At 52.5% G+C, this 12,869-nt stretch carries 12 protein-coding genes and 5 tRNA genes; 16 read left to right on the top strand and 1 reads right to left on the bottom strand.

Annotated elements, in window-relative coordinates; genetic code table 11:
- Positions 1–59: 59 nt before the first annotated feature.
- Positions 60–1,142 carry a lytic murein transglycosylase B gene (gene mltB / locus AAF463_RS15000; RefSeq protein WP_222234634.1) on the top strand — a complete coding sequence of 361 codons (1,083 nt, stop codon included), beginning with the start codon at positions 60–62 and terminating at the stop codon, positions 1,140–1,142.
- A gap of 85 nt (positions 1,143–1,227) precedes the next feature.
- The gene (locus AAF463_RS14995) at positions 1,228–1,563 is read left to right on the top strand and encodes a zinc ribbon domain-containing protein YjdM (RefSeq protein ID WP_192236517.1); all 336 of its coding nucleotides are present in this window, start codon (positions 1,228–1,230) and stop codon (positions 1,561–1,563) included.
- A 32-nt stretch (positions 1,564–1,595) separates the two neighbouring features.
- On the opposite strand, the gene AAF463_RS14990 is transcribed toward AAF463_RS14995, so the two are convergent.
- A complete protein-coding gene (locus tag AAF463_RS14990; RefSeq protein WP_350261014.1) occupies positions 1,596–2,483 on the bottom strand; it encodes a dihydrodipicolinate synthase family protein in 888 nt (295 codons plus the stop codon).
- A 166-nt stretch (positions 2,484–2,649) separates the two neighbouring features.
- On the opposite strand from AAF463_RS14990, the gene tam reads away from it, so the two are divergent.
- The 14 genes from tam to gshA all read left to right on the top strand — a co-directional run bounded on the left by tam (position 2,650) and on the right by gshA (position 12,783).
- Positions 2,650–3,426, top strand: coding sequence for a trans-aconitate 2-methyltransferase (tam, locus tag AAF463_RS14985; RefSeq protein ID WP_192411990.1), 777 nt, complete (start codon positions 2,650–2,652; stop codon positions 3,424–3,426).
- Between the two features lie 102 nt (positions 3,427–3,528).
- Entirely contained in the window at positions 3,529–4,023 is a 495-nt protein-coding gene (gene pncC, locus AAF463_RS14980; protein ID WP_110868324.1) for a nicotinamide-nucleotide amidase, read from the top strand.
- A gap of 93 nt (positions 4,024–4,116) precedes the next feature.
- The gene (recA, locus tag AAF463_RS14975; RefSeq protein ID WP_350261013.1) at positions 4,117–5,187 is read left to right on the top strand and encodes a recombinase RecA; all 1,071 of its coding nucleotides are present in this window, start codon (positions 4,117–4,119) and stop codon (positions 5,185–5,187) included.
- A 115-nt stretch (positions 5,188–5,302) separates the two neighbouring features.
- Positions 5,303–5,818: a regulatory protein RecX gene (locus tag AAF463_RS14970; RefSeq protein WP_350261012.1), complete on the top strand. Its 516-nt coding sequence runs from the start codon at positions 5,303–5,305 to the stop codon at positions 5,816–5,818.
- A gap of 135 nt (positions 5,819–5,953) precedes the next feature.
- The gene (gene alaS, locus AAF463_RS14965; RefSeq protein ID WP_350261011.1) at positions 5,954–8,581 is read left to right on the top strand and encodes an alanine--tRNA ligase; all 2,628 of its coding nucleotides are present in this window, start codon (positions 5,954–5,956) and stop codon (positions 8,579–8,581) included.
- A 249-nt stretch (positions 8,582–8,830) separates the two neighbouring features.
- Entirely contained in the window at positions 8,831–9,016 is a 186-nt protein-coding gene (csrA, locus tag AAF463_RS14960; protein ID WP_008104508.1) for a carbon storage regulator CsrA, read from the top strand.
- A gap of 305 nt (positions 9,017–9,321) precedes the next feature.
- Positions 9,322–9,414, top strand: a tRNA-Ser gene (locus tag AAF463_RS14955).
- 8 nt (positions 9,415–9,422) lie between these two features.
- Positions 9,423–9,499 (top strand) — tRNA-Arg (locus tag AAF463_RS14950).
- Between the two features lie 85 nt (positions 9,500–9,584).
- Positions 9,585–9,661 (top strand) — tRNA-Arg (locus AAF463_RS14945).
- A gap of 55 nt (positions 9,662–9,716) precedes the next feature.
- A tRNA-Arg gene (locus tag AAF463_RS14940) sits at positions 9,717–9,793 on the top strand.
- Between the two features lie 44 nt (positions 9,794–9,837).
- Positions 9,838–9,914 (top strand) — tRNA-Arg (locus AAF463_RS14935).
- A gap of 241 nt (positions 9,915–10,155) precedes the next feature.
- Positions 10,156–10,722 carry a fructose-1-phosphate/6-phosphogluconate phosphatase gene (gene yqaB / locus AAF463_RS14930; RefSeq protein ID WP_008108985.1) on the top strand — a complete coding sequence of 189 codons (567 nt, stop codon included), beginning with the start codon at positions 10,156–10,158 and terminating at the stop codon, positions 10,720–10,722.
- Positions 10,719–11,147, top strand: coding sequence for a YqaA family protein (locus AAF463_RS14925; RefSeq protein ID WP_350261010.1), 429 nt, complete (start codon positions 10,719–10,721; stop codon positions 11,145–11,147). Before yqaB ends, AAF463_RS14925 begins: the two co-directional genes overlap by 4 nt.
- 31 nt (positions 11,148–11,178) lie before the next feature.
- Positions 11,179–12,783: a glutamate--cysteine ligase gene (gene gshA / locus AAF463_RS14920; RefSeq protein WP_176973519.1), complete on the top strand. Its 1,605-nt coding sequence runs from the start codon at positions 11,179–11,181 to the stop codon at positions 12,781–12,783.
- The last annotated feature ends 86 nt before the right edge of the window (positions 12,784–12,869 follow it).

The following is a 12,869-nucleotide window of genomic DNA, read 5'->3' as shown; positions in this document are numbered from 1 at the left end:
TCACCCCGATGAACGATTACCATGAGTGCTTCCGGTTTCACCTGGCTTATGGATATCCAATGCGTTTTAAGGTTGCTCTTCTTCCGCTTATTACTCTGCTTGCTGCCTGCAGCAGTAAGCCTGCATCCCATCAGCAGCCCGCCGTTGTGCCTGCACCGAAAGGCGGCTTTTTGCTGGAACCTTCGCACGCGGTTCAACCGATGTTTGGCGATTTTGCGGGTAACCCCGCCGCTGAACAGTTCATTGATCAAATGGTGGCAAAACACGGTTTTAACCGTGAGCAATTGCATGCGGTTATCGGCCAGGCGAAGCGTCTGGATTACGTGCTGCGTTTGATGGATCAGCAAGCCCCGAGCTATACGCCGCCAACCGGACCGAATGGCGCGTGGATTCGCTATCGCAACAAGTTTATTACGCCGGATAACGTGCAGAACGGCGTGGCATTCTGGAATCAGTATCAGGATGCGCTACAGCGTGCGCAGCAGGTTTACGGCGTGCCGCCGGAAATCATTGTTGGCATTATCGGCGTTGAGACGCGCTGGGGCAGGGTAATGGGCAAAACGCGCTTGCTGGATGCGCTGGCAACCTTGTCATTTAGCTATCCGCGTCGTGCAGCTTACTTCAGCGGTGAGTTGGAGACCTTCCTGCTGATGGCGCGAACAGAGCAAGACGATCCGCTGGATCTGCGCGGCTCCTTTGCCGGTGCGATGGGTTATGGACAGTTCATGCCATCCTCTTATAAGCAATACGCAGTCGATTTTAATGGCGATGGTCATATCAACCTTTGGGATCCGGTTGATGCGATTGGCAGCGTAGCCAACTACTTCAAAGAACATGGCTGGCGTGCGGGCGAGAACGTTGCGGTGCCAGCCAGCGGGCAGGCTCCGGCATTGGAGAATGGCTTTAAAACCAAGTACCCAATCAGCACCTTAGCCGCGAGTGGGTTAACGCCGCAGGGATCGCTGGGCGGCAATACTCAGGTCAGTTTGCTGCGTTTGGATCTCGGCACCAGCTATCAATATTGGTATGGTCTGCCCAACTTCTATGCCATTACGCGCTATAACCACAGCACCCACTATGCAATGGCGGTGTGGCAGTTGGGTGAAGCCGTTGCTAAAGCACGTCAGGGCAGCCTGTTTTAATGCTGTCCATATAAAGTGTGAGGGTATAAGATGGCGCCCCATTTGCGGTGCCATCTTCACCGCATCCGACTTCTGAGGAGCGCTTATGAGTACCTTACCTGCCTGTCCTGTCTGCCACGCCGATTACACCTGGCAAGATGGCGAGAATCTGAATTGCCCATCTTGCGGCCATATCTGGACGGCAAACGCCGATGATGCATCGGACGGTTTGGTGGTACGCGATGCCAACGGCAACCTGTTAGCCGATGGCGACAGCGTCACTGTCGTTAAAGATCTTAAGGTTAAAGGCAGCTCTTCGACGTTGAAAATTGGTACCAAAGTCAAAAGCATTCGCCTGGTCGAAGGCGATCACAACATTGATTGCAAGATTGATGGTTTTGGCCAGATGAAACTCAAATCTGAGTTCGTCAAAAAGAACTAATTATGGGACGGCTTTGCGCCGTCCTGTTTGTTTCAACTCAGTAAACGATCCACTTCCTCGCACTGTTCCGCTGTTAGCTCGCCACCATAATTGCGCGAGTTGCTGCGCATTGAATCAAATCGACGTGCAACAGCCGTTTTTATGGTGGTAACAAAATCATCGCCGATAGTGTAAATCGCCATCAGTTTACCAATACGTTGTTGAATCTCACTGAGCTGCGCTACATCGCCCGCCCGCCAGGCCTGCATCGCACGGGCAAATAGCTCCGGCACAATATTGTTCAAGCCGGAAATCACACCTGAACCGCCAGCCAGTAGATTGGGCAACAGATATTCGTCATAGCCGGAAAGCACGGTGAAATCGCTGCGCACCTGCTTCGTTTCTTCAATCATTGCGCGGTTGTGCGACAAGCAATCCATGGTGTCTTTGATGCCAATAAAGTTGGGCAGCTCTGCCGCCAGTTCTGCGACCAACGCAGGCGTTAAATCACAGCCGGTGCGTGCGGGGAAATTGTAGGCGAACCACTTGCCGCCCAGCTGTGTATCCAGCGCTTTGAAATAGCTCAGCAGCTGTTTATGTGTCTGCCCGTAATAGTAAGGAGGCAGCACCATCACAGCATCAAATCCGTTCTGCCAGGCCGCATCTGCCATTTGCAGCATGTCCGCAATACAGGTGCTGGAGACATTTGCCACCATGGTCAGTGGCGAGAGTTGACGCGCCTCACGGATCAGTAACAGGCGCTCCTGCTGCGAGAGCGAGGCAAATTCGCCAATACTGCCCATCAGCAGCAAGGTATCAATACCTGATTGGCTCAGGCGCGAAAAATGGCGGCCAAGCGCATCAATATCCAGATTATTGTTGCTATCAAAGGGAGTTACTGACGGACACCATACGCCGGGCAATGCAGGTTGTGCAGACATATCAAGCTCCTTGGTTGGAAAATGAAACGTCGTTTTAACTTAATGCTATCTGCACAGGCTAACCAGCTAACGAGGGCAAAAAGGTGAGATATCGCACTTTTCTCTTTCTATAAACGCATGAAAAGCAGGTAGTGTTTAACCCCTCAGCCAAGACAGGAGCATTGCCATGCAAGACTGGAATCCACAGCTGTATCGCCAATTTGAATCAGAGCGAACCCGCCCGGCGCGCGAGCTATTGGAGCGCATTCCGCTCGATGATGTGCGCTTTGCCACCGATCTTGGTTGCGGACCCGGCAACAGCACCGAGCTACTGGCACAAGCCTGGCCGGAGGCGCAGATAACCGGCATTGACAGTTCTGCGGCAATGTTAGAACAGGCGCGCGAACGTCTCCCCAACTGCCATTTCCTGCAGGCCGATATTCGTCGCTGGCAGGCTGAACAGCCGCAGCAGGTTGTCTATGCCAACGCCTCGCTGCAGTGGCTGACCGAGCATCACACCTTGCTGCCGCATCTGGTTGATCAATTGGCCATCGGTGGCGCGCTAGCGATTCAGATGCCGGATAATCTTGAAGAACCATCGCACCGTCTGATGCGTGAAGTGGCGGCGAATGAAAAATGGCAGGCGCTGATTTCGCCACAAGCGGCGGATCGCAAACGTCTGCTAACCACCGATCGCTATTACGATCTGCTGACCGATGCGGGTTGTCAGGTTGATGTCTGGCGCACTACTTATTATCACCCGATGGCAGATGCGCAGGGCATCATTACCTGGTTGCGTGCCACCGGGCTGCGTCCTTTCCTCGCGGGGCTGGATGAAACGCAGCAGGCAGCATTTCTTCATGATTATCATCAGGCCCTCATTCCGGCTTACCCCGCACGCAGTAACGGCCAGGTTTTGTTAGCCTTCCCGCGTCTGTTTATGGTTGCAGTGAAAACTGGCTAAGGTATCTGGAAGCCACTGCGCAGAAATGATGGCTGAAGGTTGAAAAGGGCTTTTCAGCGCACCATTTACTGCTAACGTGAAGCGCCACAACGGGAGAAGGCGATGAACGATGAACAGTTACAGCAGCTAAGCCACCGCATTGGCGAACAGCTGAAAAGACGTCAGGCCACGGTGACTGCTGCAGAATCCTGCACCGGCGGCTGGATTGCGAAAGTATTTACTGATATCAGCGGCAGCTCTACCTGGTTTGAGCGCGGTTTCGTCACTTACAGCAATGAAGCTAAGCAGCAGATGGTCGGCGTACAGGAGACAACGCTGCAGCAGCATGGCGCCGTAAGTGAACCGACGGTGCGTGAGATGGCTAACGGTGCGGCTAAAGCGGCAGCGGCAGAATACGCCATCGCCGTAAGCGGTATTGCCGGTCCTGAAGGTGGCACGCCCGATAAACCGGTGGGCACCGTGTGGTTTGCGATTGTGGGTCCAGAGGGGCGCGTACTAGCGCAGCGCCAGATCTTTGCTGGCGACCGTGATGCGGTACGCCGTCAGTCAGTGGCTTGGGCGCTGCAAACGCTGCTTGATGAATTTCTGATAAATTAAAACTTGATACTGTATGACTATACAGTATAATTAGCGGCAACAGAACGAGCGACATACTTGATGTCGACTCACCCAGCATGATTAGGAGTGGAAATGGCGATCGACGAGAACAAACAGAAGGCTTTAGCTGCCGCACTGGGCCAGATTGAGAAGCAATTTGGTAAAGGCTCCATCATGCGCTTGGGTGAAGACCGCTCAATGGATGTCGAAACCATCTCTACCGGCTCACTGTCACTGGATATCGCGCTGGGCGCGGGTGGCTTGCCGATGGGCCGTATCGTTGAGATTTACGGACCAGAATCTTCGGGTAAAACCACGCTGACGCTGCAGGTTATTGCTTCTGCACAGCGTAAAGGTAAAACCTGTGCCTTTATCGATGCTGAGCACGCACTGGATCCGGTGTACGCGAAAAAACTGGGCGTTGATATCGATAACCTGCTGTGTTCACAGCCGGATACCGGTGAGCAAGCGCTGGAGATTTGTGATGCGCTGGCGCGTTCAGGCGCAGTTGACGTCATCATCGTCGACTCCGTGGCGGCGCTGACGCCGAAAGCGGAAATCGAAGGCGAGATTGGCGATTCGCACATGGGTCTGGCCGCTCGTATGATGAGCCAGGCAATGCGTAAGCTGGCGGGTAACCTGAAGCAGTCCAACACGCTGCTGATCTTCATCAACCAGATTCGTATGAAGATTGGTGTGATGTTCGGTAACCCGGAAACCACAACAGGCGGTAACGCACTGAAATTCTACGCTTCTGTTCGTCTGGATATCCGCCGTATCGGTGCGATTAAAGAGGGCGACGAAGTGGTAGGTAGCGAAACCCGCGTGAAAGTCGTGAAGAACAAAGTTGCGGCACCGTTTAAGCAGGCTGAATTCCAAATCATGTACGGAGAAGGTATCAACACCTTTGGCGAGCTGGTGGATCTTGGCGTGAAGCACAAACTGGTTGAGAAAGCCGGCGCGTGGTACAGCTACAACGGTGAGAAGATTGGTCAGGGTAAAGCTAACTCCACCAACTTCCTTAAAGATAACCCGGCGATTGCGAATGAAATCGACAAGAAGCTGCGTGACTTACTGCTAAGTGGTGATGTCGCCGCCGCAGACACCGCGAAAATCTCCGCGGATGATCGCGAAGAAGCCAGCGAAACCAACGAAGATTTCTAAAATATTAACGGGAGCAGAAATGCTCCCGTTTTGCTTTTCCCCGCCAGCGCTTTTCCTCTCTGCCTTCTTGCTTTACTCTGCGACCCTGCACGACTGTTAGAACAAGGTTGATCCTATGTCATCGTCATCATCTGCGGCACCTGTGCCAACATATTCCCGTTTACTCGACCGCGCTATGCGCATCCTTTCGCAGCGCGACCACAGTCGTGAAGAGCTAAAGCGTAAATTGCAGCTCTCTTCCCAACGTGCGGCTTATCTGCAGCAGCAGGAAAACACGCCCATTCCCGACGAGTTACTGGAAAAAGTGCTCGACTGGTGTCAGGAGAGCGGTTGGCTCAACGATGAGCGCTTTACCGAACGCTTTATTCAAAGCCGTGCGCGTAAAGGATATGGTCCACAGCGCGTGCGTATGGAATTGCAGCAAAAGGGCATTGGCCGTGAGGAGATCAATCAGGCGCTATTCGATACCGACGTAGACTGGAGCCAGTGCGCAGCCGATCTTGCCAAACGCAAATTTGGCGAACCCTTACCGCAAACCTGGACTGAGAAAAGCAAGGTACAGCGTTTTTTAATGTCGAAAGGCTTTATGATGGAAGATATTCAGGCTGTTTTCAGAAATAGTGACGACTGAAAGGCGATGTGATTTTACTTCCCACTGAAGAAAATTTATCTTATTCCCACTTTTTGTTCCTCAATCAGCGGCAGGCCGGATGGATAGGGTTTGCCAGCGAAAGGGAACGTTCGTTAGCGTGATTCCAGGAATTTTATGAGCAAGAGCACTGCTGAGATCCGTCAAGCGTTTCTCGACTTTTTTCATAGCAAGGGACATCAGGTTGTAGCCAGCAGCTCCCTCGTACCGAACAACGACCCGACTTTGCTGTTTACCAATGCCGGGATGGTCCAGTTTAAAGACGTTTTCCTCGGGCAGGATAAGCGCGACTATGCGCGGGCAACGACGTCGCAGCGCTGTGTGCGTGCCGGCGGCAAGCATAACGACCTCGAAAACGTGGGCTACACGGCACGTCACCACACCTTCTTTGAAATGTTGGGCAACTTCAGCTTTGGTGATTACTTCAAGAAAGAAGCGATCGCTTATGCATGGGAACTGCTGACGGGTGAGCAGTGGTTCAAGCTGCCTAAAGAGCGCCTGTGGGTGACCGTCTATGAAACAGACGATGAAGCCTTCGAAATCTGGGCTAACGATATTGGCGTGCCGCGCGAGCGCATTATCCGTATCGGTGACAACAAAGGCAGCGCTTTCGCATCAGATAACTTCTGGCAGATGGGCGACACCGGACCTTGCGGTCCATGTACCGAAATTTTCTTCGATCACGGCGATCATATCTGGGGCGGCCCACCGGGCAGCCCGGAAGAAGATGGCGATCGTTACATCGAGATCTGGAACATCGTCTTCATGCAGTTCAACCGTCAGGCCGACGGCACCATGGAGCCGCTGCCTAAACCGTCAGTGGATACCGGCATGGGTCTGGAGCGTATTTCTGCCGTGTTGCAGCACGTTAACTCCAACTATGAAATCGATCTGTTTGCCAAACTGATCAAATCAGTTGCGCAGGTAACTGGCGCAACCGATCTGGATAACAAGTCGCTGCGCGTTATCGCTGACCATATTCGCTCTTGTGCCTTCCTGATCGCCGATGGCGTAATCCCATCGAATGAAAACCGCGGCTATGTGTTGCGTCGCATTATTCGTCGCGCGGTACGTCACGGCAATATGCTGGGTGCGAAAGAAGCCTTCTTCTACAAGCTGGTTGCGCCACTGATTGAAGTGATGGGAGCTGCAGGCGAAGACCTGAAACGTCAGCAGAAGCATGTTGAAAACGCGCTGAAGAACGAAGAAGAGCAATTTGCTAAAACGCTGGAGCGTGGACTTGCACTGCTGGATGAAGAACTGGCCAAACTGCAGGGCGATACGCTTGATGGCGAAACGGTGTTCCGTCTGTACGATACCTTTGGTTTCCCGGCGGATTTGACCGCTGACGTGTGCCGTGAGCGCAATCTGAAGATTGATGAAGCGGGTTTTGAAGCCGCGATGGAGCAGCAGCGTCAGCGTGCGCGTGAAGCCAGCGGTTTTGGTGCCGACTATAACAATGTCATTCGCATTGATGCCGCAACCGACTTTAAAGGCTATGACCATCTGGAACTGAACGCGACAGTCGAAGCACTGTTCGTCGACGGTCAGCAAGTTGAGCAGATCAGCGCGGATCAGGACGCGGTGGTCGTACTGGACGAAACGCCGTTCTACGGCGAGTCAGGTGGACAGGTTGGCGATACCGGCGTGTTGGCTGGGCAGAATGCTGAATTTAGCGTTCAGGATACGCAGAAGTATGGTAAAGCGATTGGTCATATCGGTAAGCTGAGCAGCGGTCAGTTATGCGTTGGTGACCGTTTGCATGCGCAGGTTGATGAAACGCGTCGCGCGCGCATCCGTTTGAATCACTCCGCCACGCACTTACTGCATGCAGCACTGCGTCAGGTGTTGGGTGATCACGTAGGACAAAAAGGCTCGCTGGTTAACGATAAATATCTGCGTTTCGACTTCTCTCATTTTGAAGCCATGAAACCGCAGGAAATCCGTCAGGTTGAGGATATTGTTAACGCGCAGATTCGCCGCAACCTTGTCGTTGAGACCGAAATCATGGATCTCGATGATGCAAAACAGAAGGGCGCAATGGCGCTGTTTGGTGAGAAATACGATCAGCGCGTACGTGTGCTGACCATGGGCGATTTCTCTACCGAACTCTGTGGTGGTATTCATGCGCTGCGTACCGGTGATATCGGCCTGTTCCGCATTCAGTCTGAATCGGGCACTGCTGCAGGTGTACGCCGCATTGAAGCTGTAACCGGCGAAGGTGCGTTGGCACAAGTGAATGCGCAGAGCCAACAGTTGCTGGATGTGGCGCAATTGGTGAAAGCCAATAGCAGTAACCTGAATGAGAAAGTGCGCGGCTTAGTTGATCACGTCCGCGCGCTGGAAAAAGAGTTGCAGCAACTGCGCGATCAGCAAGCTGCGCAGGAAAGCGCGTCACTAAGCAGTAAGGCGATTGACGTTAAAGGCACGAAGTTGCTGGTCAGTGAACTGAGCAACGTTGAACCGAAAATGTTGCGTACCATGGTTGACGATCTGAAGAACCAGTTAACGTCTGCCATTATCGTGCTGGCAACGGTTGATGATGGCAAAGTTTCATTGATTGCTGGCGTAACCAAAGATCTTACTGACCGTGTAAAAGCCGGCGAGCTGATTGGCGAACTGGCCTCTCAGGTTGGTGGTAAAGGCGGTGGTCGCCCAGATATGGCTCAGGCCGGCGGTACAAATCCGCAGGCGCTAGCGGGTGCGCTGGCAGGCGTGCAGGAATGGGTCAGTGACCGACTGTAACGTATAAAATTTCGCATTGTGATAAGCGCCAGAAGCCCGTTTTCTGGCGCTTTTTTAACGCGGTGCACACCAGGTAATGACAAAGTCCGGTTGATGTAGTGTATTTCGGCTAAACTAACTATCAGCAGAATGTATTGGCATGGCGAAGCACAATGGTGTATTTGTCATAGGCATTGTTCAGCGTTATATGATGGATACGGCCGGGAGACCGAACAAGCCCGACTCTTTTAATCTTTCAAGGAGCAAAGAATGCTTATTCTAACTCGTCGAGTTGGTGAAACCCTCATGATTGGCGATGAGGTGACTGTAACGGTGCTGGGTGTAAAAGGTAACCAGGTCCGCATTGGGGTTAACGCGCCTAAAGAAGTTTCGGTACATCGCGAAGAGATCTATCAGCGTATTCAAGCCGAAAAAACTCAAGCCTCGAGTTACTAACGGATTCAGCGCCTCGCTCCTGAGCGAGGCGCTACCGGTTTTTCCTCTCCAGTCCCGCACATCTTCCGCTTTTCGCTCTCAATTCCCAATTCTTTTTAACGCCCATTTCTGTTCTCCAGCAGGCTTTCTTTGTTGATAAATCACTCTTTTTGTCGCTAAAGCATCCGAATTGAGTGTCATTTGTGCAATCAAACAAAAGGCTGGAAATAAATGTTTGACTTATAAGTCCGGGAAAGTAATATGTGCGCCACGCAGTGCCGATGAGCAGAAACAAGTTCAGAAGCACGGTTCGGAAGAACGCGTAAGGTGAGGTGGCCGAGAGGCTGAAGGCGCTCCCCTGCTAAGGGAGTATGCGGTCAAAAGCTGCATCCGGGGTTCGAATCCCCGCCTCACCGCCATTTCCGATGCATCCATAGCTCAGCTGGATAGAGTACTCGGCTACGAACCGAGCGGTCGGAGGTTCGAATCCTCCTGGATGCACCATTCGGAAAGGTGAAGTAAGAGTGAACGAGCAGTTCCTTTCATGGTGAGTTGTTAGCACCCTGCGTTGTACAAGAATTAACTCGATGCATCCATAGCTCAGCTGGATAGAGTACTCGGCTACGAACCGAGCGGTCGGAGGTTCGAATCCTCCTGGATGCACCATTCTTCGTATCATCCTCAGGTTGTTTCAGTTAGTCCATCGTAAGAAAACCTCAATGCATCCATAGCTCAGCTGGATAGAGTACTCGGCTACGAACCGAGCGGTCGGAGGTTCGAATCCTCCTGGATGCACCATTCCTCTTCAAACTTCTCAAAATTTTCTTCAGCAGTAACTCAATGCATCCATAGCTCAGCTGGATAGAGTACTCGGCTACGAACCGAGCGGTCGGAGGTTCGAATCCTCCTGGATGCACCATCTCTTCTTCGATACCTTTCTGTTTTTGACTCTCAGTTTCTGAATCCTGCAGCAATCAAATCAACTTGTAAAAAAATCGCTGAATTTACCGGCGTTTATCCACGGCATTGCACTCTGACCTTTTTCTGAAAACGAAAAAAACTAATGCTTTCAAAGCATTTGCGGTTAAGCGTGCCTGGCGACAACCTGAGCGCATTACGCTAAAGTAATGGCTCATTTTGTGGTGCTCGATGGAGTGACAATGTACGACCAATATGACGCCCTGATTTTCGATATGGACGGCACAATTCTGGATACTGAGCCGACACATCGAAAAGCCTGGCAGCAGGTGCTTGGCCGCTATGGTTTCACCATGGATGAAGAAAAAATGGTGGGCTTCAATGGCGCTCCAACCTGGCAACTGGCGCAGTTCATTCTTGAGCAGAACAATGCAACGCACGATCCGCATCTGCTGGCGGCGGAAAAAACCGCTGCACTGAAAGCGATGTTGCTGGATGACGTGCGTCCGCTGCCGTTGATGGACGTGGTAAAGGCTTATCATGGTCGCCGTCCGATGGCGGTGGGCACCGGCAGTGAACACAGCCTGGCAAAAGCCTTACTCGAAGAGTTAGGTGTTTACCACCTGTTTGATGCGGTGGTCGGAGCGGATGACGTACAGCGTCATAAGCCGCAGCCGGACACCTTTTTACGCTGCGCTGAATTAATGGGTATCGCACCCGAGCGCTGTGTAGTGTTTGAGGATGCTGACTTCGGCGTACAAGCCGCCAAAGCAGCAGGCATGGACGTGGTTGATGTCCGTTTACTGTGAATGAATTTCTGACCTATGGATCGTTATTCGGCAGCAGCTTTCTTAGCGCGACTCTGTTCCCAGGAAGCTCGGAAGCGGTGCTGGTTGCACTGCTGATCGCCCAAAAAGGTTCGGTTTATGGATTGTTATTGGCTGCATCAGTGGGAAACACGCTGGGTGGCCTGACCAACATTCTTCTTGGTCGCCTGATGCCGCCAAAAGGGCAAGGGCGATGGCACGACACAGCAATGACGTGGTTACACCGATTAGGACCTGCAGCACTGATTTTTAGCTGGCTGCCGGTAGTGGGCGACTTACTCTGCGTGCTCGCAGGTTGGTTGCGCTTTGCCTGGCTACCTACAGTGCTGTTCCTCGCCATTGGTAAAACGCTGCGTTATATCGTTATCGCGACCGCCACATTGCAAACAATGCAATGGTGGCATTGATTCGCACAGATTCGAGGCTACGGCTAACATTATGCTGAACAAAAATAAATTATTAACACAGCGGGAGGTTAACGTGATCCCGGACGTATCTAAGGCACTTTCCTGGCTGGAGGCGCATCCTGACGCGTTAAAGGGTATCGGCCGTGGTATTGAGCGCGAATCATTACGCGTAAAACCCGATGGTCACCTGGCAACCACAGGACATCCTGAGTCACTCGGTTCGGCGCTTAAGCATGATTGGATCACCACCGATTTTGCCGAAACGCTGATGGAGTTCATCACGCCAGTTGATCAGAGCATCGATCGCTCACTGGCGTTTCTGCGCGATATTCACCGTCATGTGGCGCGTGAGTTAGGCGAGGAGCGCTTGTGGCCTTTCAGCATGCCGGGCTTCATTGATGACGTTGATAGCATCGAGCTGGCGCAGTATGGCAGCTCGAACATTGGCAAAATGAAAACGCTGTATCGTCAGGGGCTGAAGAATCGCTATAGCGCGCTGATGCAGATTATCTCTGGCGTGCACTACAACTTCTCGTTGCCGCTGTCGTTTTGGCAGGAGTGGGCGGATGTAAAAGATGCCGAAAGCGGCAAAGAGACCATCTCTGCCGGCTATCTGCGTCTGATTCGTAACTACTATCGTTTTGGCTGGGTCATTCCGTATCTGTTCGGTGCATCGCCAGCGATCTGCTCCTCTTTCCTGCAAGGGCGCGAGAGCAATCTGCCGTTTGAAAGTGATGGCAAAGGCACGCTGTGGCTGCCTCACGCCACCTCACTGCGCCTGAGCGATCTCGGTTATACCAACAAATCGCAGAGCGGTTTGGGTATCACTTTTAACTCGCTGGAAGGTTACGTTGCAGCGCTGAAAGCGGCGATTAAAACGCCGTCGGAAGAGTATGCCGCCATGGGCACCAAAGATGCCGATGGCAACTGGCTGCAGTTGAACACCAATGTGCTGCAAATTGAAAACGAGCTGTACGCGCCGATTCGTCCGAAACGCGTTACGCGTTCAGGCGAGGCACCATCTGATGCGCTGCTGCGCGGCGGTATTGAATACATTGAAGTGCGTTCGCTGGACATCAACCCATTCTCCGCGATTGGCGTAGATGCCGATCAGGCGCGCTTCCTCGATCTGTTCCTGATTTGGTGTACGCTGGCTGATGCGCCAGAAATGAGCGCGGATGAGCTGCTGTGTACGCGTAAAAACTGGAATCGCGTGGTGATGGAAGGGCGTAAGCCTGGCCAGGTCATTGCAGTAGGTTGCAGCGAAAAAGAACATACGCTGGTTGAAGTGGGTAAAGCGCTGTTTGCCGATCTGCGTCGCGTGGCGGAAGTGCTCGACAGCAATCACGGCAACACGCAATATCAACAGGTTTGCGATCAACTGGTGGCATCTTTCGACGATCCTGAGCTAACCTATTCGGCGCGCATCCTGCATGCGATCAAAGAAAACGGTTTGACCGGCGCGGGCGTGGCATTGGCAGAGCAATATCGTCATCTGCTGTGTGAAGAGTCGTTAGAGATTCTGACTGAAGAAGATTTTAGTCGTCAGGCGTTAGAGTCGGTGCAGGCACAAGAGAAGCTGGAACAGAGCGATACGCTGGATTTCGAAAGCTACCTTGCGGGTCGCGAAGGCTAGAAAAGAAAATGGCCACATCAATGTGGCCAAAATAAACATCTCTGTTGTCAGGGATGATGATAACAAATGCGCGTCTTTCATATATT

The sequence above is a fragment of the Pantoea sp. BJ2 genome (assembly GCF_040255075.1).
Taxonomy (GTDB): domain Bacteria; phylum Pseudomonadota; class Gammaproteobacteria; order Enterobacterales; family Enterobacteriaceae; genus Pantoea; species Pantoea leporis.
Note: the sequence above shows the minus strand (reverse complement) of the source record. Positions and strands in the feature narration are given on the sequence as shown.

Excerpts from the sequence above, each read along its gene's own strand:
- AAF463_RS14970 (WP_350261012.1), top strand. The coding sequence starts at position 5,303 with ATGTCATCGTCATCATCTGCGGCACCTGTGCCAACATATTCCCGTTTA.
- AAF463_RS14990 (WP_350261014.1), bottom strand. The coding sequence starts at position 2,483 with ATGTCTGCACAACCTGCATTGCCCGGCGTATGGTGTCCGTCAGTAACT.
- recA (WP_350261013.1), top strand. The coding sequence starts at position 4,117 with ATGGCGATCGACGAGAACAAACAGAAGGCTTTAGCTGCCGCACTGGGC.
- tam (WP_192411990.1), top strand. The coding sequence starts at position 2,650 with ATGCAAGACTGGAATCCACAGCTGTATCGCCAATTTGAATCAGAGCGA.
- gshA (WP_176973519.1), top strand. The coding sequence starts at position 11,179 with ATGCTGAACAAAAATAAATTATTAACACAGCGGGAGGTTAACGTGATC.
- AAF463_RS14995 (WP_192236517.1), top strand. The coding sequence starts at position 1,228 with ATGAGTACCTTACCTGCCTGTCCTGTCTGCCACGCCGATTACACCTGG.
- alaS (WP_350261011.1), top strand. The coding sequence starts at position 5,954 with ATGAGCAAGAGCACTGCTGAGATCCGTCAAGCGTTTCTCGACTTTTTT.
- pncC (WP_110868324.1), top strand. The coding sequence starts at position 3,529 with ATGAACGATGAACAGTTACAGCAGCTAAGCCACCGCATTGGCGAACAG.
- mltB (WP_222234634.1), top strand. The coding sequence starts at position 60 with ATGCGTTTTAAGGTTGCTCTTCTTCCGCTTATTACTCTGCTTGCTGCC.
- csrA (WP_008104508.1), top strand. The coding sequence starts at position 8,831 with ATGCTTATTCTAACTCGTCGAGTTGGTGAAACCCTCATGATTGGCGAT.
- yqaB (WP_008108985.1), top strand. The coding sequence starts at position 10,156 with ATGTACGACCAATATGACGCCCTGATTTTCGATATGGACGGCACAATT.